The sequence below is a fragment of the Caulobacter sp. FW305-C-30-S16 genome (genome assembly GCF_058783025.1).
This window is the reverse complement of the sequence record NZ_JBYSYH010000001.1, coordinates 970,134-995,666: the sequence shown is the minus strand read 5'-3', so window position 1 is coordinate 995,666 and position 25,533 is coordinate 970,134. Positions and strand designations below refer to the sequence as shown.

The 25,533-nt window shown below is 68.6% G+C and carries 22 protein-coding genes; 10 read left to right on the top strand and 12 right to left on the bottom strand.

What is annotated here, in order from left to right; genetic code table 11:
• Positions 1-203 precede the first annotated feature (203 nt).
• The 4 genes from rpoD to AC3WJT_RS04825 form a co-directional block, all read right to left on the bottom strand.
• Positions 204-2,156 (bottom strand): RNA polymerase sigma factor RpoD, encoded by a 1,953-nt coding sequence (gene rpoD, locus AC3WJT_RS04840; protein ID WP_492341931.1) that lies wholly within the window; start codon positions 2,154-2,156, stop codon positions 204-206.
• 71 nt (positions 2,157-2,227) lie between these two features.
• Positions 2,228-4,129 (bottom strand): DNA primase, encoded by a 1,902-nt coding sequence (gene dnaG / locus AC3WJT_RS04835; protein WP_492341930.1) that lies wholly within the window; start codon positions 4,127-4,129, stop codon positions 2,228-2,230.
• A gap of 219 nt (positions 4,130-4,348) precedes the next feature.
• Positions 4,349-4,966: a glutathione S-transferase family protein gene (locus AC3WJT_RS04830; protein ID WP_492341929.1), complete on the bottom strand. Its 618-nt coding sequence runs from the start codon at positions 4,964-4,966 to the stop codon at positions 4,349-4,351.
• Between the two features lie 27 nt (positions 4,967-4,993).
• Complete coding sequence (locus AC3WJT_RS04825; RefSeq protein WP_492341928.1) at positions 4,994-5,914, bottom strand: hypothetical protein; 921 nt, start codon at positions 5,912-5,914, stop codon at positions 4,994-4,996.
• A 106-nt stretch (positions 5,915-6,020) separates the two neighbouring features.
• Here AC3WJT_RS04825 and AC3WJT_RS04820 point away from each other — a divergent pair, with 106 nt between their 5' ends.
• Complete coding sequence (locus tag AC3WJT_RS04820; RefSeq protein ID WP_492341927.1) at positions 6,021-7,340, top strand: amino acid permease; 1,320 nt, start codon at positions 6,021-6,023, stop codon at positions 7,338-7,340.
• Between the two features lie 126 nt (positions 7,341-7,466).
• Here AC3WJT_RS04820 and AC3WJT_RS04815 read toward each other — a convergent pair whose 3' ends face one another.
• The 3 genes from AC3WJT_RS04815 to AC3WJT_RS04805 form a co-directional block, all read right to left on the bottom strand.
• Positions 7,467-9,200 (bottom strand): N-acyl-D-amino-acid deacylase family protein, encoded by a 1,734-nt coding sequence (locus AC3WJT_RS04815; protein WP_492341926.1) that lies wholly within the window; start codon positions 9,198-9,200, stop codon positions 7,467-7,469.
• Positions 9,201-9,330: 130 nt separating this feature from the next.
• Positions 9,331-10,029: an HAD family hydrolase gene (locus tag AC3WJT_RS04810; protein WP_492341925.1), complete on the bottom strand. Its 699-nt coding sequence runs from the start codon at positions 10,027-10,029 to the stop codon at positions 9,331-9,333.
• Between the two features lie 151 nt (positions 10,030-10,180).
• Positions 10,181-10,411 carry a DUF1272 domain-containing protein gene (locus AC3WJT_RS04805; protein ID WP_492341924.1) on the bottom strand — a complete coding sequence of 77 codons (231 nt, stop codon included), beginning with the start codon at positions 10,409-10,411 and terminating at the stop codon, positions 10,181-10,183.
• Positions 10,412-10,493: 82 nt separating this feature from the next.
• On the opposite strand from AC3WJT_RS04805, the gene carA reads away from it, so the two are divergent.
• Complete coding sequence (gene carA / locus AC3WJT_RS04800) at positions 10,494-11,663, top strand: glutamine-hydrolyzing carbamoyl-phosphate synthase small subunit (protein ID WP_492341923.1); 1,170 nt, start codon at positions 10,494-10,496, stop codon at positions 11,661-11,663.
• A gap of 92 nt (positions 11,664-11,755) precedes the next feature.
• On the opposite strand, the gene AC3WJT_RS04795 is transcribed toward carA, so the two are convergent.
• Positions 11,756-12,106, bottom strand: coding sequence for a hypothetical protein (locus tag AC3WJT_RS04795; RefSeq protein WP_492341922.1), 351 nt, complete (start codon positions 12,104-12,106; stop codon positions 11,756-11,758).
• A gap of 220 nt (positions 12,107-12,326) precedes the next feature.
• On the opposite strand from AC3WJT_RS04795, the gene carB reads away from it, so the two are divergent.
• A complete protein-coding gene (gene carB / locus AC3WJT_RS04790; RefSeq protein WP_492341921.1) occupies positions 12,327-15,614 on the top strand; it encodes a carbamoyl-phosphate synthase large subunit in 3,288 nt (1,095 codons plus the stop codon).
• A 66-nt stretch (positions 15,615-15,680) separates the two neighbouring features.
• Here the strand turns inward: carB and AC3WJT_RS04785 are convergent, their stop codons facing one another.
• Positions 15,681-16,445: a class I SAM-dependent methyltransferase gene (locus AC3WJT_RS04785; protein ID WP_492341920.1), complete on the bottom strand. Its 765-nt coding sequence runs from the start codon at positions 16,443-16,445 to the stop codon at positions 15,681-15,683.
• Here AC3WJT_RS04785 and AC3WJT_RS04780 point away from each other — a divergent pair.
• Both AC3WJT_RS04780 and AC3WJT_RS04775 read left to right on the top strand, forming a co-directional pair.
• Positions 16,444-16,566, top strand: a complete 123-nt coding sequence (locus AC3WJT_RS04780; RefSeq protein WP_492341919.1) for a hypothetical protein — start codon at positions 16,444-16,446, stop codon at positions 16,564-16,566. The genes AC3WJT_RS04785 and AC3WJT_RS04780 overlap by 2 nt on opposite strands.
• Positions 16,567-16,682: 116 nt before the next feature.
• Complete coding sequence (locus tag AC3WJT_RS04775; protein ID WP_492341918.1) at positions 16,683-17,348, top strand: glutathione S-transferase; 666 nt, start codon at positions 16,683-16,685, stop codon at positions 17,346-17,348.
• A 6-nt stretch (positions 17,349-17,354) separates the two neighbouring features.
• On the opposite strand, the gene AC3WJT_RS04770 is transcribed toward AC3WJT_RS04775, so the two are convergent.
• The gene (locus AC3WJT_RS04770) at positions 17,355-18,662 is read right to left on the bottom strand and encodes an ammonium transporter (protein WP_492341917.1); all 1,308 of its coding nucleotides are present in this window, start codon (positions 18,660-18,662) and stop codon (positions 17,355-17,357) included.
• Positions 18,663-18,884: 222 nt separating this feature from the next.
• On the opposite strand from AC3WJT_RS04770, the gene AC3WJT_RS04765 reads away from it, so the two are divergent.
• Complete coding sequence (locus AC3WJT_RS04765) at positions 18,885-19,670, top strand: glucose 1-dehydrogenase (RefSeq protein WP_492341916.1); 786 nt, start codon at positions 18,885-18,887, stop codon at positions 19,668-19,670.
• Between the two features lie 28 nt (positions 19,671-19,698).
• Complete coding sequence (locus AC3WJT_RS04760; protein WP_492341915.1) at positions 19,699-21,579, top strand: acyltransferase family protein; 1,881 nt, start codon at positions 19,699-19,701, stop codon at positions 21,577-21,579.
• Here AC3WJT_RS04760 and AC3WJT_RS04755 read toward each other — a convergent pair.
• Positions 21,539-22,060, bottom strand: coding sequence for a GNAT family N-acetyltransferase (locus AC3WJT_RS04755; RefSeq protein ID WP_492341914.1), 522 nt, complete (start codon positions 22,058-22,060; stop codon positions 21,539-21,541). The genes AC3WJT_RS04760 and AC3WJT_RS04755 overlap by 41 nt on opposite strands.
• On the bottom strand, positions 22,023-22,943 hold the full coding sequence (locus AC3WJT_RS04750; RefSeq protein ID WP_492341913.1) for an EamA family transporter: 921 nt from the start codon (positions 22,941-22,943) through the stop codon (positions 22,023-22,025). Before AC3WJT_RS04750 ends, AC3WJT_RS04755 begins: the two co-directional genes overlap by 38 nt.
• A gap of 135 nt (positions 22,944-23,078) precedes the next feature.
• Here AC3WJT_RS04750 and AC3WJT_RS04745 point away from each other — a divergent pair, with 135 nt between their 5' ends.
• The 3 genes from AC3WJT_RS04745 (at position 23,079) to AC3WJT_RS04735 (ending at position 25,527) form a co-directional block, all read left to right on the top strand.
• Entirely contained in the window at positions 23,079-23,651 is a 573-nt protein-coding gene (locus tag AC3WJT_RS04745; protein ID WP_492341912.1) for a hypothetical protein, read from the top strand.
• 242 nt (positions 23,652-23,893) lie between these two features.
• Complete coding sequence (gene greA, locus AC3WJT_RS04740; protein WP_492341911.1) at positions 23,894-24,367, top strand: transcription elongation factor GreA; 474 nt, start codon at positions 23,894-23,896, stop codon at positions 24,365-24,367.
• Positions 24,368-24,534: 167 nt separating this feature from the next.
• Entirely contained in the window at positions 24,535-25,527 is a 993-nt protein-coding gene (locus tag AC3WJT_RS04735; RefSeq protein WP_492341910.1) for a mitochondrial fission ELM1 family protein, read from the top strand.
• Positions 25,528-25,533 lie beyond the last annotated feature (6 nt).

Genomic DNA, 25,533 nt, shown 5'->3' with positions numbered 1-25,533 from the left:
GTCGTCTTTGTGACCGGCTTTGTAACCCATTGACCGCTGATCGCGCTGCGCCCGAGGCGGACCGGCTTCCCCGCCCTGACTGGCCTTGCAGCGCCTATGGTCTTCGACATAGCCAGATATTACTCAACCTATCCGACTTCGCAAGCACGTTCGGGGACAGAAAGTCGTGCCCTCAAGGGACACGAAATCCTGTCCCCTGAACCCTACGAGTCCAGGAAGCTGCGCAGCTTCCGCGAGCGGCTCGGGTGCTTGAGCTTGCGCAGGGCCTTGGCTTCGATCTGGCGGATGCGTTCGCGGGTGACCGAGAACTGCTGGCCGACTTCTTCCAGGGTGTGGTCGGTGTTCATGCCGATGCCGAAGCGCATGCGCAGGACGCGTTCCTCGCGCGGCGTCAGGGACGCCAGCACGCGGGTGGTCGTTTCGCGCAGGTTGGACTGGATCGCCGCGTCGATCGGCAGGATCGCGTTCTTGTCCTCGATGAAGTCGCCCAGGTGGCTGTCTTCCTCGTCGCCGATCGGCGTTTCGAGCGAGATCGGCTCCTTGGCGATCTTCAGGACCTTGCGGACCTTTTCCAGCGGCATGGCCAGCTTTTCGGACAGCTCTTCCGGGGTCGGCTCACGGCCGATCTCGTGCAGCATCTGGCGGCTGGTGCGGACGATCTTGTTGATCGTCTCGATCATGTGCACCGGGATGCGGATGGTCCGCGCCTGGTCGGCGATCGAGCGGGTGATCGCCTGGCGGATCCACCAGGTGGCGTAGGTCGAGAACTTGTAGCCGCGGCGGTACTCGAACTTGTCGACCGCCTTCATCAGACCGATGTTGCCTTCCTGGATCAGGTCGAGGAACTGCAGGCCGCGGTTGGTGTATTTCTTGGCGATGGAGATCACGAGGCGCAGGTTGGCCTCGACCATTTCCTTCTTGGCCTGACGGGCCTCGCGCTCGCCCTTCTGCACGGTCTGGACGATGCGGCGGTAGTCGTCGATCGGCACGCCGGTCTCGGTGGCGAGGGCGGCGACTTCCTGGCGGATGTCGCGGATCGAGGAGTCGTCGTTCTCGCTAAACTTGGTCCAGCGCACGCCCAGCGCCTTGACCTTTTCCGACCAGTTGGGGTCGAGCTCGGCGCCGAAATAGGCCTTGAGGAACTCGGCGCGGCTGATGCCGTAGCTGTCGGCCAGACGCAGCAGGCGGCCTTCCAGCGCGATCAGGCGACGGTTGATCGCGTACAGCTGATCGACCAGCGCCTCGATGCGATTGTTGTTCAGCTTGAGAGTCTTCAGGCGCGTGACGATGGCGAGCGAGGCGCCTTCATAGGCTTTGCGGTCCTCGTCCTTCAGGTCGCCGCCCTTCAGACGGCGCTCGACCAGCTTTTCCTGCAGGCGACGGAAGGCGTCGAACTCGGAGGCGATGGCGTCCAGCGTCTCCATGACGCTTTCGCGCAGCTCGCCTTCCATCGCGCTGACCGTCGGACCGGCGCCGTCATCGAAGTCGTCGTCGTCGTCCTCGCCCTCGGGCTTCTCCTCGCCCTCGACCGCTTCCTTGGGCTCGGCCGGCTCGGCATCCTCGGTGGGCACGATCACCGGCGCGGCCGGGAACATCACGCCGTAGGTGCCTTCCAGGTCGATCACCTCGCGCAGCAGAATCCGGCCGGTGCCGAGCTCCTCGCGCCAGACCATGATCGCCTCGAAGGTCAGGGCGCTTTCGCACAGGCCGCGGATCATCGTGTCGCGACCGGCCTCGATACGTTTGGCGATGGCGATTTCGCCCTCGCGCGACAGCAGTTCGACGCTGCCCATCTCGCGCAGATACATCCGCACGGGGTCGTCGGTGCGGTCATAGGCGCCCTTGGTCTCGGCCTCGGTGACGATCGCCGTCTCGCCGGCCGCGACGACTTCGCCGCCCTCGCCCTCGGCCGCGTCTTCTTCGGCCTCAACGACGTTGACGCCCATCTCCGACAGCATGGCCAGCGTGTCCTCGATGGACTCGGAGGTCACTTCCTCGCTGGGCAGCACCTTGTTCAGCTCGTCCATCGTGACGTAGCCGCGGGCTTTCGCCTGCTTGATGAACTTCTTGACCCCGGCGTCGGTGAGGTCGAGCAGCGGGCCGTCCTTCTCGGGGGCCTCGGGTGCGTCGGTCTGGTCGGTGGCGGTCGTGCTCATTGCGATCTCCAGCGTGCCGCGGCGGGGATGCGGGACGCCCAAAAAATTCGGTCGTGACGCGACAAAGCGTCTCAGGGAGAGGTTTCACCGTCCGTCCACAGGGCTCCCGAGCGAACCGTGCGCTTGAGGGTATCCCGCTCGGCCTTGAGCCGCTCCAGCGCCGCCATGTCCGATCGCCCGCCCAGGTTGCCCTTGGCGGAGGATACGGCAGCCTCGAGCGCAGCCAATCGGTTCAGAACCTCAAAAGCGTACGTCCACTGGGACCTGGCGGTGGCGAGGGTGACATCCTGTTTCAGGAAGGGCGCGCCTGCTTGAGCAGCGGCCCGGTCGATGTCAGTCAGCAGCCCGGCAAATCCACGATCCCGCAGATGGCGTGCGAGAGCCCCTGAGTCAAGGTGATCAGCGTCAAGACGAAGCCGAATGATCTCGGCGGCCAGGGCGGAAAGCGCCGGATCGCCGAAGCCGTCGCGCTCGAACGTCTCCAGGTGATCGTCCAGCCGGTGCGGGTCATCGAGCACGCCGCGGGCCAGGGCGGCGGCCAGTGGATCGAGCGCGGTGGACAGCCGTTTGGCCGCCGCCTTGCCTTCCGGCGTCGGGAAGCTCGCCTCGAACATCTGCCCCGGTCGCCCGCCCGGCTTCCACGGCCGGTTCGGAACGAACGGCTGCCGCGCGCCCTGCTGCGGCTTCTGGAACAGGGCGTCAAACCGGCCCAGCAGATCGTCGCGATAGGCCTGGGCCAGGTCCTTGTCGGCGATGGTGTTGGCGCGGTCGCGCAGCCGTGCCTTCAGGCCAGCCTTGCGCTCCGGCGAGTCCAGCGGCTCCTGGTCGCGCTCGCGGACGAACAGGGCGTCGGCGAAGGGCGTCGTCTGGGCGAGCTGGGCGCGCAGGGCGGCCGGGCCCTGTTCGCGCAGGACGTCATCGGGGTCCTTGCCGCCGGTGACGATGGCGAAGCGGAAGCTCTTGCCCGGCTTGAGCAACGGCAGGGCGCGGTCGATGGCCCGGCTGGCGGCCCGCCGGCCGGCGCCGTCGCCATCGAAGCAAAGCGTCGGCTCCGGATGCAGGCGCCACAGCACCTCCATCTGCTCCTCGGTCAGGGCCGTGCCCATCGGCGCCATGGCCGCGACGCCCGCCCGCTGGCAGGCGATGACGTCCATGTAGCCCTCGACCACCACCAGGGCGTTGTCCTCGCCGTCAGCAGACGGCGGCCCCGCGTGGAGGATCTTGCGCGCCTCGGGCAGGCCGTAGAGCAGCCGGCCCTTGGAAAAGATGCTGGTCTCCGGGCCGTTCAGGTATTTGGCCCGCGCCTCGGGATCCATCGCCCGGCCGCCGAACGAGACGGTCCGGCCGCGCTGGTCGGCGATCGGGAAGATGATCCGGTCGCGGAACCGGTCATAGGGGGCCCCGCCATCCTCGGGCGATATGAGGAGACCCGCCTCGACCAGCTCGGCCGGGCGGGCGCCCTTGGCGATCAGGTAGTCCTTCAGGGCGGTGCGGCCGGACGGCGCGAACCCCAGCCGGAAGCGGCTCCATTCGGTCTCGGGCAGGCCCCGGCGGATCAGCGTTTCGCGGGCCTCCCGACCGGCCGGCCGGCGCAGCTCGCCCTCGAACCAGGTCGCGGCCAGCTCCAGCCATTCGGCCAGGCCCTGGCGCTTCTTGTCCTGCTCGGCGGCCTGGGGATCGGGCGCCGGCATCTGCATCCCGGCCTCGCCGGCCAGGCGCTCGACGGCCTCGACGAAGCTGAGCCGTTCGGTCTCCTGCAGGAAGCTGATCAGGTCGCCGTGCTTGCCGCTGGAGAAGTCGTGGAAGAAGCCCTTGTCGTCGTTGACGAAGAAGCTCGGCGACCGCTCCTTGGTGAACGGCGACAGGCCGACGAACTCGCGTCCCTGACGCTTCAGCTTCACGGTCTTGCCGATCACGTCCGACAGGCGGAGGCGCGACTTGATCTCTTCGAGGAAGCGGTCGTCGAAACGCATTTGGGCAGCATATCGCGGAAGGCGCTGCGTGGCGCTAGCCGCTCTGCAATTCCTTCTGCCGGAGGGAGACGGAGGGGCCCGCCCGCGAGCTTGCGAGCAGGGTGTGAGGTTGAGGGATTGCGGCTCGTGCAGGCTCGGCCATGCCGCAACCCCTCACCCTCCCGTCGCTTCGGCGCCGGGCCCTCCCTCTCCCTTCCGGGAGAGGGTCACGGTGGAGGATCAGGCCGCCGCGCTGGGCCGGGCCTTCATCCGCTCGAACCAGGCGTTGACCCAGGCGGCTTCGGCCGGGATCGGCTGGCCGACGGAGGCCCCGAAGTCGAGGAAGGCGAACAGCAGCAGATCAGCAAGGCTGAGGCGGTCGCCGCAGACGAAGGCGCGGCCGGCCATCTGGCCGTCCAGCCACAGGATCCGGTCGCGCGCGATGTCCTTCAGTTCCGCAGCGCCTTCCGCCCCGACCAGCTTCATGCGCGGCGCGAACAGGCGACGGCCTTCCGAGGCGCGGAAGCCGCTGGCCAGCGGCTCGCAGATGTTGAGGTCGATGCGGCGCGTCCACATGCGGGTCTCCGCCCGCTCCTCGGCCGTCGCGCCGATGAGCGACGGCGTCGGGTGCTTTTCCTCGAGGTACTCGCAGATGGCCGTGATCTCGGCGACCACCTGGCCGTCGGCCAGCTGCAGCGCCGGGGTCTGGCCGGCGACATTGACCGCGCCGGCATAGGCAGGCTGGCGGTTCTCGCCGCCCATCAGGTCGATCTCGACCGTGGGCAGGGTGACGCCCTTCTCGGCGGCGAACATCCGGACCATCCGCGGGTTCGGGCCGACGGAGTTGTAGAGTTTCATGGTGCGTTTCCCTGATGTTGTTTTGAGTCAGACCGGCGCGGCTTCCGCGTAGCCGGCATAGCTGTCCTTGAGCGTCGCGTGGTTCAGCAGCATCTCGGCCAGCTGGCGCGTGCCCGTGGCGTCGAAGATCCGCGTGCGGACCCAGTAGGACTCGGTGCGGCGGCTGTCGGCCAGGGCGGCGATCTCGCGGCGGATCAGATAGGTCTCGCCGACGAACAGCGGCCCCTCGATCATGCGGATTTCCTGGTCGGCGAACAGGCCGACGGCCGGGCCCTTCACCGGGAACTTCGCGCTGTGGCTCGAGTATTCCGCGAGCACGCTGACCATCTCCAGCGGGATGATCGCACGTCCCCAGGGGGAGGCGTCGGCGTCGCTGTACCAGGGCGAGGTCTCGGTGATCTTCGCCAGCTTGTCGTTGAGGGAGAACGGGTAGAGCGCGCCCATGTGCTGGTCGGGCGCCATGGTCACCAGCTCGTCGACGGCGCCCTTCAGGCCGACCTTCAGGTCTTCGAGGATCAGCAGTTTGCCCGGCGGACGCAGGCCGGCCATGCGAGCTTCCAGCAGGGTCTGGCCGTGATCGGGGCCGAGACTGGCGGACGCTTCCAGCACCGGCGTGCCGTCGGCCTTCTCGGCGCGGACCAGGGTGCGGGTTGCGCCTTCGGCCGGGATCTCGACGATGGCCCGGACCTCTTCGCCCTCGACGACCATGTTCTGGTAGTGGGCCGACAGGCAGCCGCGCTCGAACCAGGCGTTGCCCCAGATCTTCGCCAGCAGCGGCGGGAACAGACTGAAGTGCGTCGGCCCCTCGATCGGCCCGGCGCGGAAACCGAGCTTCTCGGCCATGGCGTCGTCGTGGATCGAGCTGTGACCGCCGTATTCCTGCTCCTGCAGCATCTGGCGCGGCGCGCGCAGGGGACCCACCAGGGTCAGGGGCGTGTCGAAGCTCATGGCGGTCTCTCGCAGCTGATGCCCCGCCTTTGAGCGCCGCCGGGCGCGGGCCGTCAAGCGAACAACGGTCGTTGACGGCCCGCTCAAACTGCGAGCCACTTCGCTCATGACAGACACGCCTTCCGCCGCGCGACGCATCGGCCCCCTGCTGGCCACCGTCCTGGTGGCGGGCAACATGATCGGATCGGGGGTATTCCTGCTCCCCGCGACCCTCGCCGCGATCGGCTCCTCGACGATCATCGGCTGGGTCATCGCCTCGGCCGGCGCGATGCTGCTGGCGGGGGTGTTCGCCCTGCTGGCGACGCTCAGGCCCACACCCGACGGCATCGTGGATTACCCGTCGCAAGGGCTCAGCCCGTTCTTCGGGTTCGCCAACTGGCTGCTGTACTGGCTGTCCTGCTGGGTCGGCTCGCCGGCCATCGCGCTGGCGGTGACCGGCTATCTGGCCTTCTTCTTCCCGGTCCTTTCCAATCCGCTGATCTCGGTCTGGACCACCATCGGCGTCATCTGGCTGATGACCCTGGCCAACGTGATCGGCGCGCGCACGGTCGCCAGGCTCGGCGGCCTGACCCTGGTGATCGGCCTGGCGCCGGTCGCCGTGGCGACGGTGCTGGGCCTGCTGGCCTTTGACTCCGCGACCTTCGCCGCCGGCTGGAACGCGACGGGCAAGCCGCTGGCCCAGGCGGTCGGTGGCTCGCTGGCGCCGATCTTCTGGGCCTTTCTCGGCCTGGAAAGCGCGACCATCGCCGCCGCTGTGGTGCGCGACCCGCAGCGCAACGTCGCCCGCGCGGCGCTCGGCGGCGTCGGACTGGCGGCGCTGATCTACATGGCCGCCTCTGTCGCGCTGATGGGCTCCATTCCAGTCGCCGTCCTGGCGAAGTCGACGGCCCCCTTCGCCGACTCGATCCGGATTCTCGCCGGCTCCACCCTGGCCTCGGTGATCGCCGTTTGCGCCCTGCTCAAGGCCGCAGGGACCATGGGCGGCTGGCTGCTGCTGACGGCCGAGACCAGCCGCAGCGGCGCCGCCTACGGTTTCCTGCCGCGCGCCCTGACCAGCCCGGACCCGGCCCGCACGCCGGTTCGCAACCTGCTGCTGTCCGCCGGACTGATGTCGCTGGTTATCGCCTCCAGCATGTCGCCGACGCTGGGCAAGCAGTTCGGGGTGCTCATCAACATCGCCGTCAATCTGAGCATGGCCATGTACGCCCTCTGCGCGCTGGCGCTGGTGAGCTTCGCCCGCCAGATCGCCGACCCGGGCAAGCGCCTCGCCGCGCGGGCCATGGCGCTCGGCGGCGCGGCCTTCGCGGTCTGGGTCGTGGCGGCCTCCGACCCGGGCATGCTGGCGCCGAGCCTGTGGGCGTTCGCGGCGACCGTTCCGATGTACGGGTTGGTGTTGCTGGCGCGGCGGCTGAAGGCGAAGGCCTAGGCAGCTTGCGTGGTTCGAGACGCTCGGCTGAGGCCTCGCTCCTCACCATGACGAATAGCGGTGAAGCGCACCAACGCTCGTCATCCTGAGGAGCGATCCCTCAGGATCGCGTCTCGAAGGACGCACTCACCACGCCCAGGTCCAGTCCTTCGCGCTGGCGCGGCAGCCGCCGTCGGGCCAGCCTTTCCAGCCTCGGCCGCGGACGACACGGCCGGTCGCCAGCGCCGTCGGCTCGCCCTCCTTCAGCGCCACGCCGCCGTTGACCAGAACCCAGCGGACACCGGTGGCGAACTGCTTCGGCGACTCATAGGTGGCCGTGTCGCCAATGGTCGCCGGATCGAAGATCACCACATCGGCGAAATTGCCCGCCTTGAGCAGGCCCCGATCCCGCAGGCCGAGGTTCTGCGCCGGCAGGGCCGACAGGCGGCGCACGGCGTCGGCGAGGGTCAGCGCCCGCTCGTCCCGCACATACTTCCCGAGCAGCCGGGCGACGTTGCCGTAGGCGCGCGGGTGGGTGCTCGACTGGAGGAACACGCTCTCCGGCGCCAGGGCGGCGGCGTCCGAGCCGAAGCTCATCCACGGCAGGGCGACCTGTTTGCGGACGTTCTCCTCGCTCATCAGGAAATAGACGACCTGCACGCGGCTGCCGTCCTCGATGACCAGGTCGATGGCCGCGTCCTCGGGGCTCACCTTCCGTTCGGCCGCGACCTGCGCCAGGGTCTTGCCGGTCAGGTGCTTGAGCTTGGGATTGCGGAAGCCGACCAGCAGCGTCCCCTCCGGACCGGCGAAGCGGTAGAGGTTCTCGAACGCGGGACTGTCGACGCGCATCTCGGCGATGACCTCACGGCGGGTGGCCGGGTCCTTGAGGCGCTTGATCCAGGCCTCGCGGCCACCGGCCTGGACCCAGGTGGGCATGGCGGCGTCCAGGCCCGTCGAGCCGGCGGTGTAGGTGTACATGTCGGCGCTGATCCGCAGCCCGGAGGCGCGGGCGGCCTCGATCTTCGCGATGGCGGCGTCGATCTTGTACCAGTTGCCCTTGCCGGCCGCCTTGAGGTGATAGATCTCGGCCGGCGCGCCGGAGCGGCGGGAAATCTCGATCAGCTCGTCGACGGCCTCCAGCAGCCGGTTGCCCTCGCTGCGCATGTGGCTGGTGTAGATCCCGCCGCAGCGACCGGCCTCGGTGACGAGCGCGACCAGTTCGTCGGTGTCCGCATAGCTGCCCGGCGCGTAGATCAGCGACGAGCCGACGCCGAGCGCGCCGTCCTCCATCGCCTGGACCACCAGAGCCTGCATCTTCGCCAGCTCGGCCGGCGAGGGATCGACGTCCTCCTCGCCGAGCACATGGGTGCGCACCGTCTCGGCGCCGACCATCGAGGCGACGTTCTGGGCGATGCCCATCGTTTCCAGCTTGCTCAGATACTCGTCGAGGGTCGCCCAGGTGACCTGGTACTTGATGTCGCCCTGCCGCTCGGTCTCCTGGCGGCGCATCTTCTCGTTCCAGGGGCCCATCGAGGAGCCCTCGCCCATCACCTCGAGGGTCACGCCCTGCTTGAGGTCGGAGAGGCCCCGCCCGTCGGCCAGCAGGCTCTCGTTCGCCCAGCTCAGCATGTTGATGAAGCCGGGCGAGACGGCCAGGCCCGTGGCGTCGATCTCGGTCAGCCGCGCCCCGCGCAGCTTGCGACCGACCGCGACGATCCGGTCGCCGCGGATGGCCACGTCGCCGACGAACGGCTGCCCACCCGAGCCGTCGTAGACCGTGCCGCCCCGGATCACGATGTCGAACGGCGCCTGGGCGGCCGGCGTGGCGCAGGAGAGGAGCAGGAGGGCGCCGGCGAGGGCCGCGATCGGGGCAAGTCTCAAGTCGGATACTCCCTGCGTGGTTCGAGACGCTCGCCGGAGGGCTCGCTCCTCACCATGACGAACCTTAGTGCAGCACAACCCCGTTCGTCATCCTGAGGAGCGGCGAAGCCGCGTCTCGAAGGATGCACGCCTAGCGCGGGAGGCTGTCGATCCATCCCGGAAGGTCGGCGATCGCGGCCAGTTCCACATAGCGCGGGTGGTCGGCGGGTGCGTCGGCGGCTTCGTGGGCCCAGACCAGCGGATAGGGAATCAGCGCGCCCCAGCAGCCGGCCTCGAGCGCTGGGATGACGTCCGACCGCATCGAGTTGCCGGCCATCACCGCCTGCTCCGGCCCCGTGCCATGGCGGGCGAAGACCCGGCGGTAGGTGTCGGCGTCCTTCTCGCTGACGATCTCGACCGCCGCGAACAGGTCGCCCAGGCCGCTGGCCGCCAGCTTCTGTTCCTGATGCAGCAGGTCGCCCTTGGTGATCAGGACCAGCCGGTAGCGCTCCGACAGCTGCGCCAGCGCATGGTCGACGCCCGGCAGCGGCTCGACCGGCTCGGTCAGCATCTCGCGACCGGCGGCGAGGATCTCCCGGATCACGGACGTTTCGACCGCGCCGTCGGTCAGCTCCATCGCCGTCTCGATCATCGACAGGGTGAAGCCCTTCACGCCGTAGCCGTAGAGGCGAAGGTTGCGCTTCTCGGTCTCGGCCAGCCGCGCCTCGAGCGTCGCCTCGTCGCAGTGCGGGCTGAGCAGGTCCGTGAACCGCTTGTGGGTCAGACGGAACAGCGTCTCGTTGTGCCAGAGCGTGTCGTCGGCATCGAGGCCGACCGTGGTGATGGTCATGGGGCGGGTTCTAGCGTCCTTCTCCCGGAGGGAGAAGGTGGCCTGCGGAGCAGGTCGGATGAGGGATTACGGAGAGGATCAGTTCACACCGTAACCCCTCACCCTCCCATGCTCCGCATGGGCCCCTCCCTCTCCCGTCCGGGAGAGGGGACTAATGCGCCTTCTTCACCCGCTCCGTGCTGCCCGGGAACTTCGCCAGCAGGGTGGTCGGGCGGGGCGGGCGGACGACCAGGTCGCCGCCGCAGTTGGGGCAGCGGCCTTCGAAGCGGTCGCCCGCGCAGTCCGCGCAGAAGGTGCATTCGAAGCTGCAGATTCGCGCGTCGCCGGCGTTCGGCGCCAGGTCGCGATCGCAGCATTCGCAGTTGGGGCGCATCTGGAGCATAAGCCCTCCGATAAGCGTTTGACCGATCTGGTCCGACTCACTACCAACGCGCCCGTTTGTCCATCCGCCAGGAACCGATCCCATGACGCAGACCCTTCTCCCCGGCGTCACCGGCGTTCTGGCGCTGGCCGACGGCACGATCCTGCAGGGGATCGGGGTCGGGGCGACCGGGGCCGCGGTCGGCGAGGTCTGCTTCAACACCGCCATGACCGGCTATCAGGAAATCCTGACCGACCCGTCCTACATGGCCCAGATCGTCGCCTTCACCTTCCCGCACATGGGCAACGTGGGGACCAACGTCGAAGACCTGGAACAGATCAGCGGCGGCAGCGAGACGGCGGCGCGCGGCGCGATCTTCCGCGATGTGCCGACCGACCCGGCCAACTGGCGCGCCGACAGCGATCTGGCGGGGTGGATGAGCCGTCGCGGCGTCATCGGCCTGGCCGGAGTCGACACCCGTGCCCTGACCCGGCTGATCCGCGAGAAGGGCATGCCGCACGCGGTGATCGCCCATAGCCCGGACGGGACCTTCGACCTCAACGCTCTGGTCGCCCAGGCCCGCAGCTGGTCTGGCCTCGAGGGGCTGGACCTGGCGAAGGACGCCACCACCCGCCAGACCTTCGTCTGGGACGAGCAGCTGTGGGAATGGGGTGAGGGCTACGGCAAGCTTGAGACGCCGAAGTACGAGGTCGTGGTCCTGGACTACGGCGTGAAGCGCAACATCCTGCGCTCGCTGGCGTCGATCGGCGCGCGGGCGACCGTCGTGCCGGCCGACACCTCGGCGGAAGACATCCTGGCGCGCAAGCCTGACGGCGTCCTGCTGTCGAACGGGCCGGGCGATCCGGCCGCGACCGGGCAATACGCCGTGCCCGAGATCCGCAAGCTGGTCGAGAGCGGCACGCCGGTGTTCGGCATCTGCCTCGGCCACCAGATGCTGGCGCTCGCGCTGGGCGCGAAGACCGTGAAGATGGAGCAGGGTCACCATGGGGCGAACCACCCGGTGAAGGACCTGACCACTGGCAAGGTCGAGATCGTCTCGATGAACCACGGCTTTACCGTCGACCGGGACAGCCTGCCGGCGCCCGTCACCGAGACGCATGTGTCGCTGTTCGACGGCACCAACGCGGGCCTGGCGCTGGCCGACCGGCCGGTGTTCAGCGTCCAGCACCACCCGGAAGCCTCGCCCGGTCCGACCGACAGCCTCTATCTGTTCGAGCGGTTCGCCGGGCTGATGGACAAGGCGAAGGCGTAACGCGAGGGGACATGTACCCTCCTGGGTACGTGTCCCCTAAACGTGTTCCGCTCGATTGGGAGACACGTACCTGCGGTACATGTCTCCTGCCCCTACTGCTTGCCTTCAACCAGCTGGACCGTGAACGGGCCGCTGGTCCAGCTGTCGCCGACATTGCGGGCCGAGACCGGCGTGCAGATCGGGTTCGGATAGCCCGGAGGCGGCTCGGTGCTGAACGTCAGGCAGACTTGGCTGCCCTTGACCGCCCAGGTCCCCGCCAGCTGCAGGTCGCCCTGGACGCCCGTGAAGCTGTGGTCCGCCTCGTAGTAGATCTTCGAGGACATGCCGCTGGCGTCAGTGGTGATGGTTGTATTGCCGATCCGCGAGGCCATGACGTCCTCACCGGCCAGAACGGCAGAAGCCGAGAGCGCAAGCGCCGCGATGGCGCCGAGCAGAATACGCATGAACTTCCTCCCTGTTGTTTTCGTCCCCTGGGCGAGTCGTAGCGGGCGGGAGAAGGCATGGTCAATTCCCCGCGGCGCTTCCTCCCCTCGCTGCGCTCCGAAGAGACACTTTGGAGGGTTGTCGCGAAGCGACTCCCTCTCTAAACCGGCCCCTTAACCAGCAGTTTGAACGGGGCCGGGCGCGCAGATCTGCGCGACCGCCCTTGTGCGCGAGACGAGCATGCCCAAGCGGACCGACATTTCCTCGATCCTGATCATCGGCGCGGGACCGATCGTCATCGGCCAAGCCTGCGAGTTCGACTATTCCGGCGTCCAGGCCTGCAAGGCGCTGCGGGCCGAGGGCTACCGCATCATCCTGGTCAATTCGAACCCGGCCACGATCATGACCGACCCGGATGTGGCCGATGCGACCTACATCGAACCGATCACCCCGGAGATGGTCGCCAAGATCATCGAGAAGGAGCGGCCCGACGCCCTGCTGCCGACCATGGGCGGCCAGACGGCGCTGAACACGGCGCTGGCGCTCGACGCCGACGGCACGCTCAAGAAATGGGGCGTGGAGATGATCGGGGCCAAGGCCGACGTCATCGACAAGGCCGAGGACCGCCAGAAATTCCGCGACGCCATGGACAAGCTGGGCCTCGAAAGCCCCAAGTCGAAGGCCGCCCACACGCTGGAAGAGGCCCGCGAGGGCCTGGCCTTCGTCGGCCTGCCGGCGATCATCCGGCCCAGCTTCACCCTGGCCGGCACCGGCGGCGGCATCGCCTACAACCTCGAGGAATTCGAGGAGATCGTGCTGCGCGGCCTGGACCTCTCTCCGACCACCGAGGTGCTCATCGAGGAGAGCGTCCTGGGCTGGAAGGAATATGAGATGGAGGTCGTCCGCGACACGGCGGACAACTGCATCATCGTCTGCTCCATCGAGAACATCGACCCGATGGGCGTGCACACCGGCGACTCGATCACCGTCGCTCCGGCCCTGACGCTGACCGACAAAGAGTATCAGCGGATGCGCAAGGGCAGCATCGACGTGCTGCGCGAGATCGGCGTCGAGACCGGCGGGTCGAACGTCCAGTGGGCGATCAATCCGGCGGACGGCCGGATGGTGGTCATCGAGATGAACCCGCGGGTGTCGCGGTCCTCGGCCCTCGCGTCCAAGGCCACCGGCTTCCCGATCGCCAAGGTCGCCGCGCGCCTGGCCGTCGGCTACACCCTGGACGAACTGGCCAACGACATCACCGGCGGCGCGATGCCGGCTTCGTTCGAGCCGAGCATCGACTATGTCGTCACCAAGATCCCCCGCTTCGCCTTCGAGAAATACCCGGGCGCCGAGCCGCACCTGACCACCTCGATGAAGTCGGTCGGCGAGGTCATGGCCATCGGCCGCACCTTCGCCGAGAGCCTGCAGAAGGCGCTGCGCGGCCTGGAGACCGGCCTGTCAGGACTCGACGAGATCGACATTCCCGGCGCGGACGATCCCGACACCGCCCACGGCGCCGTCCTGCGCGCCCTGGCCATGCCGACGCCCGACCGGCTGCTGGTCATCGCCCAGGCCTTCCGCCACGGCCTGACCGTCGAGGAGATCAACGGGGCCTGTTCCTACGAGCCGTGGTTCCTGCGCCAGATCGCCGAAATCGTGCGGCAGGAGGGCGTCGTTCGGGCGCTCGGCTTGCCCGCCGCGGACGGCCTGCGCAAGCTGAAGGCCATGGGCTTCTCAGACGCCCGGCTGGCGAAACTGACCGGCCTGACCGAGATGGAGGTTCGCGCCCGGCGCCACGCCATGGACATCCGCCCGGTGTTCAAGCGCATCGACACCTGCGCCGGCGAGTTCGCCGCGACCACGCCCTACATGTATTCGACCTATGAGACCGGGGCGCTGGGCCAGCAGCCCGACTGCGAATCGGAGCCCTCGAACCGCAAGAAGGCGATCATCCTCGGCGGCGGTCCCAACCGGATCGGTCAGGGTATCGAGTTCGACTACTGCTGCTGCCACGCCGCCTTCGCGCTGGACCAGATCGGCATCGAGTCGATCATGGTCAACTGCAACCCCGAGACCGTCTCGACCGACTACGACACCTCCGACCGCCTGTACTTCGAGCCGCTGACGGCCGAGGACGTGCTGGAACTGATCCACGTCGAGCAGAAGAACGGGACCCTGGCCGGGGTCATCGTCCAGTTCGGCGGGCAGACGCCGCTGAAGCTGGCCCATCCGCTGGAGCAGGCCGGCGTGCCGATCCTGGGCACCAGCCCCGACGCCATCGACCTGGCCGAGGACCGCGAGCGCTTCCAGCAGCTGCTGCATCGCCTGGACATCGCCCAACCGGTCAATGCCCTGGCCCGCAGCGCCGAGGAATGCTTCACCGCCGCCCATGAGGTCGGCTACCCGATCGTAATCCGTCCGTCCTACGTGCTCGGCGGGCGGGGCATGGAGATCGTCCGCGACGACGAGCAGCTGGAACGCTACGTGCGCACCGCCGTCGAGGTCAGCGGCGACGCGCCGATCCTGATCGACCAGTATCTGAGCCGCGCCACCGAGGTGGACATCGACGCCCTCTGCGACGGCACGGACGTGTTCGTCGCCGGGGTGCTGGAGCACATCGAGGAAGCCGGCGTGCATTCGGGCGACAGCGCCTGTTCGATGCCGCCCTTCTCCCTGCGCGCCGAGACCATCGCCGAGCTCAAGCGCCAGACGGTCGAGATGGCGCTGGCCCTGAACGTCCGCGGGCTGATGAACGTGCAGTTCGCGATCGAGGATCCGCACGGCGAAGCGCCGCGCATCTTCGTGCTTGAAGTGAACCCGCGCGCCTCGCGGACCGTTCCGTTCGTGGCCAAGACCATCGGCCAGCCGGTGGCCGCCATCGCGGCCAAGATCATGGCAGGCGAGACGCTCAAGAGCTTTGGCCTGGTCGACAAGCCTTACGACCACATCGCGGTGAAGGAGGCGGTCTTCCCGTTCGCCCGCTTCGCCGGGGTCGACACGGTGCTCGGCCCGGAAATGCGCTCGACCGGCGAAGTTATGGGCCTGGACTGGAAGCGCGACGGTGAGGCCGACATGGCCCCCGCCTTCGCCCGCGCCTTCGCCAAGAGCCAGCTGGGCGGCGGCGTGACCCTGCCGACGGCGGGCGCGGCGTTCGTCTCGGTCAAGGACAGCGACAAGGTCTGGATCATCGAGCCGGTGAAGCTGCTGCAGGCGGCCGGCTTCAAGGTGCTGACCACCGCCGGCACCGGCGAATGGCTGCGCTCGCAGGGCGTCGAGACGACCCACGTCCGCAAGGTGCTGGAGGGCCGGCCGCACATCGTCGACGCGATGAAGAACGGCGAGGTCCAGCTGGTGTTCAACACCACCGAGGGCAAGCAGTCGCTGTCCGACAGCTTCGAGCTGCGGCGCACGGCGCTGATGATGAAGATCCCCTACTACACGACGAGCGCGGGGGCTCTGGCGGCGGCGCAGGCGATCACAAGCGCGCCGCTGGCCGCGTTGGAAGTGCGGGCGCTGCAGAGCTACTAGGGGTCACCCGCCGACGCGACTCTGGGGTGTGAGGGCCGGTCGCGATCCGGACCCGCGGCGGCGGCGCTACAACGCCGTCGCCTCGAAGGTCAGCACCCGGCTCGACGACCGCACGCCGCGCGAGCGGTTGTAGTCGCCGGTGACCCGCACCTCGCCGAAACCACAGTGCGCCAGCGCCAGTTCGAACTCCGTCCGGCCCCAGGCGCGCTGGATCATGGGATCGATCTGGGTCTCGACCAGCCGGTGGTCGCGCCAGCGCTCGTAGCGGTAGCGAGCCTCGTACGTCTGGCGCAGCCAGTCCGTGCTCGTGCCGATCCCTTCAAGGGTGAGCAGGTCGCCGTCCGGCGTCGTCCAGCTGCGGCGGTCCTGGATCGGCCTGCTGAGCATCGACAGTGGCGGCAGGTCGATCATCAGCAGGCCGCCGGGCTCCAGGGCGGCGTGGAACCGCCTCAGCACCGCCAGCGCCACCGCGACGTCGCCGATCAGGGTGAACGACCCGACCGGCAGCACGACGGCCGCGAACGGCCGGTCATAGGCGAAGTCCTCGAACCCCTGTTGCGACAGGTGCGTCGTCACGCCGGCGGCGTCGCAACGGGCCTGGGCGCGCGTCAGCATCTCCTGGCTGGTATCGAAGCCACTCACGGCGTGGCCGGCCTGGGCCAGTGGAACCAGGGCGCGTCCGGACCCGCAGGCGGGCTCGAGGATCGGGCCGGTCACACCGGACAGGCGGTCGAGGTAGAAGGCCGTGTCCGGCAGGGCGCCGACCGGCTTGTCGATGTCGTAGATTTCCGCGGCGATGGAGCCGTAGAGATTGGTGGTCTGAATGGACATGAAGGGTCTTTCGCAGTCCGCGACACGCGTCGTGTTCAGCGGACGAGACTGGGATCGCGCCGACGAGGTCGCCGGAGCGGGCGTCATGCCGGCGGATATCCGCGGCGCATATGTCGCCTAGGCCTTCATGCGGGGCAGTCTAGGCGGGCACTGACGACGGTCAAGCCGCCCGCAGGATATCGGGCTGGACAGCCCGGCCGGGGGCTCTAGCTTCGCGGGCCAGTCCGGGGTTCCGCCATGCTCACTGTCCATCACCTGAACAACTCCCGCTCACAGCGCGTGCTGTGGCTGCTGGAGGAACTGGGGCTGCCGTACGAGATCAAACACTACCAGCGGGACGCCAGGACCATGCTGGCGCCGCCGGAGCTGAAGGCGGTGCATCCGCTGGGCAAGTCGCCGGTGATCACCGACGGGGCGGCGACCCTGGCCGAGACCGGCGCCATCGTTGAGACCATCGTCGACGCCTACGGCGCCGGGCGGCTGAAACCCCCGCCGGGCAGCGAGGACCGGCTGCGCTGGCTCTACTGGCTGCACTACGCCGAGGGCTCGGCCATGCCGCCGCTGCTGCTGAAGCTGGTCTTCACCGCGCTTCCCGAGCGTGCGCCGGGCCTGGTCCGCGGTCTGGTGAAGGGCATCTCCAGCCAGGCGTTGAAGAGCTTCGTCGACCCGCAGTTGAAGGATCACTTCGACTACTGGGAGGCCGAGCTCGGCAAGGCCGAGTGGTTCGCCGGCAAGGACTTCAGCGCCGCCGACATCATGATGAGCTTCCCCGTCGAGGCCGCCGCCGACCGGGCTGGCGCGCTTGAAGGGCGACCGCGCCTCAAGGCGTTCCTCGAGAAGATCCACGCTCGCCAGGCCTACAAGGCGGCGCTGGAGAAGGGCGGGCCCTACGCCTACGCCTGAGGCCGATCAGACCTGGCTGGCGCGCTCGCCGTGTTCAGCGAGGTCGAGCCCGTCCTCGATGTCGAAGTCGCTGGCGCGCAGCCCGACCAGCCTGCGGGTGAGGGTCAGCAGCCCCCAGCTGGCGACCACCGACCAGGCGACCACCGCCGCCACGCCGAGGACCTGGACGCCCAGTTGCGCCGCCATGCCGTGGCCCAGCGGGAAACCGGCGCCGCCGAGCCCCGGACTGGCCAGCACCGCGACCAGCAGCACGCCGAGAATACCGCCCACGCCGTGGACGGCGAACACGTCCAGGGAGTCGTCGATCTGCAGCCGCTCCTTGACCAGGCCGACGCAGAAGAAACAGACCACGCTGCCCGCCGCGCCCAGAACGAGACCGCCCGCCGGGCTGATGAAGCCGGAGGCCGGAGTCACGGTGGCCAGGCCGGCGACCACGCCGGTGACCGCGCCGATCATGCTCGGCCGGCCGAACCGGATCCACTCCAGCCCGCCCCAGACCAGACCGGCCATGCAGGCCGACAGATGGGTGGCGGCGATGGCCATGCCCGCGTCGGCGTTGGCGGCCAGGGCGCTGCCGCCGTTGAAGCCGAACCAGCCGACCCACAGCAGGCCGGCGCCGAACATGGTCATGCCCGGATTGTGCGGCGGGATCGCCGACCTGGGAAAGCCGTCGCGCGGGCCGGCCATCCTGGCGAACAGAAGGGCAGAAGCCCCGGCCGTGGCATGCACCACCAGGCCGCCCGCGTAGTCCATGACGCCCAGCTTCGCCAGCCAGCCGCCGCCCCAGATCCAGTGGGTCACCGGGGCGTAGACGACCAGCAGCCAGAGGCCCGAGAACAGCAGCACCGCCCGGAACCGCACCCGCTCGACCACCGCCCCGACGATCAGCGCCGGGGTGATCACCGCGAACGTGGTCTGGAACATGAAGAACACCGGCTCGGGCAGGGCGCCGACCAGACTGCCGCGCGGCGCGGCGCCCAGGAAGGCCTTGGCCAGATCCCCCAGCACCGGGCCGGAGCCGGAGAAGGCCAGGCTGTAGCCGAGGGCGAACCACAGCACCGATCCCAGACAGGCGATGGCGACGCACTGCATCATCACCGAAAGCACGTTCTTCTGTCGCACAAGGCCGCCGTAGAACAGGGCCAGTCCCGGCAGGGTCATCAGCAGCACCAGGGCGGTAGACGACAGCACCCAGGCGGTGGCGGCAGGATCGCTGGCGACCGCTTCCGCGGCCTGCGCCAGACCCGGAGCCAGCACCCCCGCCACGAGAACGAGCGCCGCAGCGGCGCCGCGCCAGATGCGTTGTGTGGTCATCTTCGTTTCCCCGCCCCGGAGCCCTGCAGGCCCTCTTGCTGTCCGGCATAGCTACCAGAGGCGTGGCCACAGACAACCGCCAACCGCCCAGGCCGGTCGGGCGGTCCGCCCGCCTGCCCGGGGAAATGGGCGAACCGTCCCCCACTTGCCGGCGATGACTGGACGCGCCCCCGACTCGCCGTCACCTTATCGCTGATAACAAAACAGCCGTGGGAGGCAGAGATGACGGGTCGGGTCGCGGGCAAGGTCGCGCTGGTGACAGGCGGGGCGAGCGGTATCGGGCAGGGCTGCGCCGAGCTGCTGGCCGGCGAAGGGGCGAGCGTCGTCGTCACCGACCTGCAGGACGACAAGGGCCGGGCCGTCGCCGCGGCGATCGGCGGGCTCTACCTGAACCACGATGTCACCGATGAAGACGCCTGGATCGCCGTCATCGCCGAGATCGAAAAGCGCCTCGGCCGGCTCGACATCCTGGTCAACAACGCCGGCATCGCCATCGGCGGGCCGGTCACCGAATACAGCCTGGCCGACTGGCGCAAACAGCAGGCGGTCAACGTCGACGGGGTGTTCCTGGGCGTGAAGCACAGCCTGCCGCTGATGCGGCGCAGCGGCGGGGGCAGCATCATCAACATGTCCTCGGTCGCCGGCATGAAGGGCTCGCCCAACATGAGCGGCTATTGCGCCACCAAGGGCGCGGTGCGGCTGTTCACCAAATCGATCGCCATGGAATGCGCCGCTGCCCAGGACGGGGTGCGGGTCAATTCCGTGCATCCGGGCATCATCGACACGCCGATCTGGGACGGCATAACCCGCACCATCGGCGGCGAGGCGGGCAACAACGCCCCCGCCAGGCCGGCCACGGTCGACGACATCGCCGCTCTTGCCGCGCCGCTCGGGTTCAAGGGTCTTCCGGCCGATATCGCCGCCGGGGTGCTCTATCTGGCGTCAGAGGAGTCCCGCTATGTGACCGGCATCGAGCTGGTCATCGACGGCGGCATGATCACGCGCTAAAGGCCGCCCGCTGAAGGGCCGGGGGCGCATGAAGTACAGGGCGGATGTCGATGGACTGCGCGCGGTCGCGGTGCTGGCGGTGGTCGGTTTTCACGCTGGCGTTCCCTGGCTGACCGGCGGATTCGCCGGCGTCGATGTGTTCTTCGTCATCTCGGGATTTCTGATCGGCGGGGTCGTCGCTGAGCGACAGGCCCAGGGCGACTTCTCGCTGGGCTGGTTCTGGGAGCGGCGCATCCGGCGCATCTTCCCGTCGCTTATGGTGGTGCTCGCGGTGACGACCGCGCTGTCCGCCTGGCTGCTGCTGCCCGGGGATTTCATCCAGTACGGCCAGTCGATGGGCGCGGCGCTGGTCTCGCTGTCGAACGTCTTCTTCTGGAGCACCAGCGACTATTTCGCCGACGAGAACCTGATCCGGCCGCTGTTGCACACCTGGTCGCTGGCAGTCGAAGAGCAGTTCTATCTGGTCTTCCCGGTTCTGATGCTGCTGACCGCGCGGTTCGCGGCGGGGCGGGTTCGGACGGTGCTCGGCGTGCTGGCGGCGGCGTCGCTGGCCTTCGGCGTCTGGCAGACGTCCAGCCATGCCGAGGCCGCCTTCTACCTGCCCTTCGCACGGGCCTGGGAGCTGCTGGCCGGAGTGTTGCTGGCCGTCTGGAAGCCGGCCATCCGCCGCCCGGCGCTGCAGCATGCGACCGGCGTCATCGGCCTGGGACTGATCGTCGTCGCCTGCCTGCTGTTCACCAAGGATACCGACTGGCCGGGCGTGGCCGCCATCGTGCCGGTGCTGGGCGCGGTGCTGGTGATCGCGGGTGAAGGTGGGATCGCCGGACGCCTGCTGGCCGCAAAGCCGATGGTCTGGATCGGCCTGCTGTCCTACTCGCTGTATCTCTGGCACTGGCCGCTGCTGACCTTGCAGCGGTTCGTCTTTCCCGGCGGCTGGCCGACAGTCTTCACGGTGCTGGCGTCCTTCGTGCTGGCGGCCCTGTCGCTGCGCTACGTCGAGCGGCCGTTCAGGAGCAGCGCCTTCCTGACCCGCCGCCAGGTCTTCGCCGCCGGCGCGGCGTCTATCGCCGTTCTGGGGCTGGTCGCGGGCGGCATCCTGCTGGCAAAGGGCTTCCCGGCGCGTTTCGACGCCCGGTCGCTGGCGATGGCGGATTCCCGGCTGGAGCGGTCACGCGGCAGCTATCGGGACGGGACCTGCTTCATCTCCTACCGGTTCGACGCGAAGGACTACCGCAAGGACCTGTGCAACCGGCGCGACCCGGCAAAGCCCGACTGGCTGCTGGTCGGGGACAGCCACGCGGCCCACCTGTGGTCCGGGTTGAAGGCCGCCAATCCCGACCTGAACATCATGCAGGTGACCTCCTCGGGTTGCGAGATCACGCTGACCAAGGACCCTGTCGAGCGCGATGTCTGCACCCGCATGGCGAAGCTGGTGTACGGCGACCTGCTGATAAACAGCCGGCCCGACGGCGTCATTCTGGCCGGACGCTGGTGGGGGAAGGACCTGCCGCGCCTGACCGAGACGCTTGACTGGTTCAAGGCCCGCGACATCCCGGTGATCCTGGTCGGCCCAATACCGCAGTACAGCAGCGACCTCACGCGACTGCTCATCCTCTCATGGCGATTCAATGATCCGGGACTGCCCGCCCGGCGCCGGCTGGACTGGCCGAAGACCGTCGACGCCGACCTCCGCACGCTCGCGGGGGACAGGGGCGTGCCCTACATCTCGCTCTACGACCTGCTGTGCGACGCGAAGGACTGCACCATGCTGGTCGACGCCGAGACGCCGCTGCAATGGGACTACGGCCACATGACGCCGGAGGGCTCGCGGTTCGTCGCCGACCGCCTTCGCGCCCGGGGCCTGTTCCCTAGAGGTCCAGCGCCAGCACCCAGTCCTGGTAGTCGTTGACGCCGACGTGGAACAGGCGCTCGCCGACCTTCCGGAAGCCTGACTTTCGGTAGAAGGCGTTCGCGCGGTCATTCCGGCTGTAGACCGCCAGCAGCAGACGCCGCCTGCCCGCCGCCCGCGCCGTGTCGATTGCGGTCTGCATCAGGCGCGCGCCCAGACCCTGGCCGTGGAAACGGTGCAGGGCGTAGATCCGGGTCAGCTCCATGTCGCCAGGACCGGTCGCCACCGGCAAATCCGGCTCTCCCATCAGCAGGAAGCCGACCGGCGCCTCGCCCGGGTCCATCACCGCAAGGAACAGCCGTCGGGACGGATCGGCGAGCAGGCCCGCGTAGGCCTCCGGCGCATGGGTGCTGTGGCAATGGGCGATCAGGTCGTCGCCGTCGACGATGCCCGCATAGGTCTCGATGAAGGTCGCGGCCGCTACCACCGAGAGGCGGGCGGCGTCAGCGGATGTGCAGGGACGGATCGTGATCTCGCTCATGGGCGCCTTCTAGCCGGGCGGTTGCATCGGGGACAGGCCTTGCTGTCCCTTGGCCGAGCAACAGCAGCGCCGCGCCGCCGGCGATGGCGAGCGTGCCCGCGATGCGGCCGGGCGTCAGCTTTTCGCGCAGGAAGAAGACCGCGATGGCCACGCCGAACAGGATCGAGGTCTCGCGCAGGGCCGCCAGCCGGGGCGTATCGCCGAGCCGGTAGGCCCACAGCGCCAGGCCGTAGGTGACGATGCTCAGGGCTCCGGCGATCAGGCCGGGCTTCCACTCTTCGCGCGCCGTCAGCAGGAAGCGCGGGCCCCGCCAGAGCGCGAACAGCAGGCCGATGCCGCCGCCGAGGCTCAGGTAGACCCAGACGATGTAGCTGAACGCTGACGGCGCTGCCCGCACGCCCTGGGCGTCGATGACCGTGTAGAGGGCGATGCTGACTCCGGTCGCTGCGGCCCAGCCGAGGCCGCGCCGGTCGACCTGGCGGCCAAGGCCGACCGCCATCACGCCGCAGGAGATCAGGCCGATGCCGCAGGCGACCAACACCGTGATCGGCTCGGCGAACAGGCTGACCGCGACGACCGCCGCCAGCGCCGGCGCCACGCCCCGTGAGATCGGATAGGCCACCGACATGTCGGCCCGCTCGAACGCCTTGATCAGGCAGACGAGATAGACCAGGTGCGTCGCCCAGCTGCCCGCCAGCCAGCCCCACGCGCCGTGGGGCTGCGGGACGATGAAGGCCGCGGGCAGCACGAGCAGCGCCGAGAAGCCGTCGATCAGCGCCCGGCTCGACATCTTGTCCTTGCCGGCCTTGAGGATCGCGTTGACCACCGCATGGGTCGCGCCCGAGGCGATCATCATCAGCGCGGCGGTCTGGGCGGCGGTCATGGTTCAGGACCTGACAGGCTTACCCGGCGGCGCGCAACTCTCGCCAGAACGGTTAACCACAAGACTCATCCGGCGGATGAAGGTCAATGCGACTTTCGGGCGAGCGGCCTAGCGTGTCATCGGAGGGGTACCGCCATGGTCTCGATGATCATTGTCGTCGCGTCGTTGTTTTCAGGGCTGCTGTTCCTGTTCAGCGCCTGGGTGACACGCGCCGGATACTGGCGGACGGCGGCGGCCCTTCTGGGGGGATTGGCCGCCGCCGGCTTCCGCTTCGGCGTCGACATGATCGCTTATCGTTTCGACTGGTGGACGTTCGGCGACACGCCCTACGCGCCGGTCGTCACCTATGCGCCGGTAATGTTCTGGTTCGGCGCAGGTCTGGGGCTGATCGGCTGGCGGATGATCCGCAACTGGGGCGCGGCCGGCGAACTGAGCTTCTTCGCCGCCTTCGTGGCGATGGGCCTGGGCCGCGACCTGCTGCTGACGACCGGCGACGGCGCGTTGAAGATGGCCCTCGGCTACCTGCCGCTGGCCATCGCCGCCGGCGCCTGGCTGGTGATGGCGGTGCTGGTCCAGATGCTGATGCAGATGCTGGTCGGGGCGGTCGACGCCGACGAGCTCGCGCCTGAGCGCATTCCGCAGCTCGACGAAGCCGCCACCCTGTCCTGGACCCGCGACGGCGGCGACCCGTTCAGCCGTCACGCCTGACCCGTCGCGGTCAGAACGCGGGTCGCCGGAAACAGGGCCTCATCTCGCCCTGAAGCGACGAAGACCGTGAATTACTCCGCCTGGACCGCCGAACTCTTTCGACCAGCGCCGCGCGACTCCGCTGCATCGCAGCATATCACTTGTAATTCCAGACCCGCCGGACTAGTCTTGACGCCCCCGGACGTCTGCGCCCGCGGCCGGCTATCAACACCTCCCCAGGGCGAACCCGAGCTAATCTCCTAATGGAAAAAGTGCCGATGACCGCCGGGGGCTATACGTCCCTCGACGAAGAACTTAAGCGTTTGAAGACGCTGGAGCGACCGAGCGTGATCGCGGCCATCTCCGAAGCGCGTGCGCATGGCGACCTCAGCGAGAACGCCGAGTACCACGCGGCCAAGGAACGTCAGGGCTGGATCGAAGGCCGTATCGCCGAGATCGAGGACAAGATCGCGCGCGCGCAGATCATCGACGTCTCCAAGCTTTCGGGTTCGCAGGTCAAGTTCGGCGCCACCGTCACCGTGGTCGACGAGGACACCGAGGACGAGGGCCGCTACCAGATCGTCGGCGAGCACGAAGCCGACGTGAAGCAGGGCCGCATCTCGCTGTCCTCGCCGCTTTCGCGCGCGATGATCGGCAAGGAAGTGGGCGAAGTCGTCGAGGTGAACACCCCGGGCGGCGTGAAGGCCTACGAAATTCTCAAGGTCGAGTGGGTCTAGGGCAGCGCGCCTTCGCCGGCCATCATTCCACCGTCATCCTCGGGCTTGTCGTGGGGCCTGCCCTCGGGTCGGATTTCATCTGATCCCGGGGGACCCAAGCACACTTACGTCTGGCGGTGTTCATGGGTCGTCAGGACAAGCCTGACGATGACGGGTATTGAACGCCGGTGGTCAAACAACCCTCCCCCCCTCCTCTGACGATCTGGGCCCTGTCCGACGGGCGCGCCGGCATCGAGGCGCAGGCTGTCGGCCTGGCCGAAGCGGTCGCGCGGCACCGCAAGGCGAAGGTGATCGTCAAGCGGATCGGCTGGACCGGCCGGATCGGTCGCCTGCCCTGGTGGCTGAACCTGTTTCCCCGCCGCTGGCTGACGCCGGAGAGCGAATTCGAAGCGCCCTGGCCTGACCTGCTGGTCGCCGCGGGTCGCGCGACCCTGCCGCTGTCCATCCGCATGCGCCGCTGGACCGGCGGCAAGACCTATGTCGTCCAGATCCAGGATCCCCGCGCGCCGGCGGGTCTGTTCGACCTGGTCGTTCCGCCCAACCATGACCGGCTGAAGGGCGACAATATCGTCTCGATCATCGGTGCGCCGCACCGGGTGACGGCGAAGAAGCTGGCTGACGAGTACAAGCGGTTCGCCGCCGCCATCGATCCCCTGCCCCACCCACGCGCCGCGGTGCTGATCGGCGGCCGGTCGAAGGCCTTCGACCTGTCGCCCGAGCGGGCCTCCGCCATCGCCCAGGAGATCCAGCTGCCGCTGGAACAGGAGGGCGGCTCCCTGCTGATGAGCTTCTCGCGGCGGACCCCGCCCCAGGCGCGCGCGCTGCTGACCGCGCGACTCAAGCACCTGCCGGGGATCATCTGGGACAACGAGGGCGACAACCCCTACTTCGCCTTCCTCGCCGGCGCCGACTACATCCTGGTCACCGAGGACTCGGCCAACATGGCCACCGAGGCGGCCGGCACGGGCAAGCCGGTGTTCATCCTGAAGATGGACGGGCAGAGCCTGAAGTTCCGCCTGTTCCACGAAGAGCTGGAGCGCCACGGCGCGGCGCGGCCGTTCGGCGGCGCCTTCCACGGCTGGAGCTACGAGCCGCTGGCCGAGACGGACCGCGCGGCGAAGGAAATCCTGGCCCGGATGGACGCGGCGAAGGCCGGCTGACCCCCT

Coding starts and splice junctions, on each gene's coding strand:
- rpoD (WP_492341931.1), bottom strand. CDS start 2,156: ATGAGCACGACCGCCACCGACCAGACCGACGCACCCGAGGCCCCCGAG.
- dnaG (WP_492341930.1), bottom strand. CDS start 4,129: ATGCGTTTCGACGACCGCTTCCTCGAAGAGATCAAGTCGCGCCTCCGC.
- AC3WJT_RS04830 (WP_492341929.1), bottom strand. CDS start 4,966: ATGAAACTCTACAACTCCGTCGGCCCGAACCCGCGGATGGTCCGGATG.
- AC3WJT_RS04825 (WP_492341928.1), bottom strand. CDS start 5,914: ATGAGCTTCGACACGCCCCTGACCCTGGTGGGTCCCCTGCGCGCGCCG.
- AC3WJT_RS04820 (WP_492341927.1), top strand. CDS start 6,021: ATGACAGACACGCCTTCCGCCGCGCGACGCATCGGCCCCCTGCTGGCC.
- AC3WJT_RS04810 (WP_492341925.1), bottom strand. CDS start 10,029: ATGACCATCACCACGGTCGGCCTCGATGCCGACGACACGCTCTGGCAC.
- AC3WJT_RS04805 (WP_492341924.1), bottom strand. CDS start 10,411: ATGCTCCAGATGCGCCCCAACTGCGAATGCTGCGATCGCGACCTGGCG.
- carA (WP_492341923.1), top strand. CDS start 10,494: ATGACGCAGACCCTTCTCCCCGGCGTCACCGGCGTTCTGGCGCTGGCC.
- AC3WJT_RS04795 (WP_492341922.1), bottom strand. CDS start 12,106: ATGCGTATTCTGCTCGGCGCCATCGCGGCGCTTGCGCTCTCGGCTTCT.
- carB (WP_492341921.1), top strand. CDS start 12,327: ATGCCCAAGCGGACCGACATTTCCTCGATCCTGATCATCGGCGCGGGA.
- AC3WJT_RS04780 (WP_492341919.1), top strand. CDS start 16,444: ATGAAGGGTCTTTCGCAGTCCGCGACACGCGTCGTGTTCAGCGGACGA.
- AC3WJT_RS04785 (WP_492341920.1), bottom strand. CDS start 16,445: ATGTCCATTCAGACCACCAATCTCTACGGCTCCATCGCCGCGGAAATC.
- AC3WJT_RS04775 (WP_492341918.1), top strand. CDS start 16,683: ATGCTCACTGTCCATCACCTGAACAACTCCCGCTCACAGCGCGTGCTG.
- AC3WJT_RS04770 (WP_492341917.1), bottom strand. CDS start 18,662: ATGACCACACAACGCATCTGGCGCGGCGCCGCTGCGGCGCTCGTTCTC.
- AC3WJT_RS04765 (WP_492341916.1), top strand. CDS start 18,885: ATGACGGGTCGGGTCGCGGGCAAGGTCGCGCTGGTGACAGGCGGGGCG.
- AC3WJT_RS04760 (WP_492341915.1), top strand. CDS start 19,699: ATGAAGTACAGGGCGGATGTCGATGGACTGCGCGCGGTCGCGGTGCTG.
- AC3WJT_RS04755 (WP_492341914.1), bottom strand. CDS start 22,060: ATGAGCGAGATCACGATCCGTCCCTGCACATCCGCTGACGCCGCCCGC.
- AC3WJT_RS04750 (WP_492341913.1), bottom strand. CDS start 22,943: ATGACCGCCGCCCAGACCGCCGCGCTGATGATGATCGCCTCGGGCGCG.
- AC3WJT_RS04745 (WP_492341912.1), top strand. CDS start 23,079: ATGGTCTCGATGATCATTGTCGTCGCGTCGTTGTTTTCAGGGCTGCTG.
- greA (WP_492341911.1), top strand. CDS start 23,894: ATGGAAAAAGTGCCGATGACCGCCGGGGGCTATACGTCCCTCGACGAA.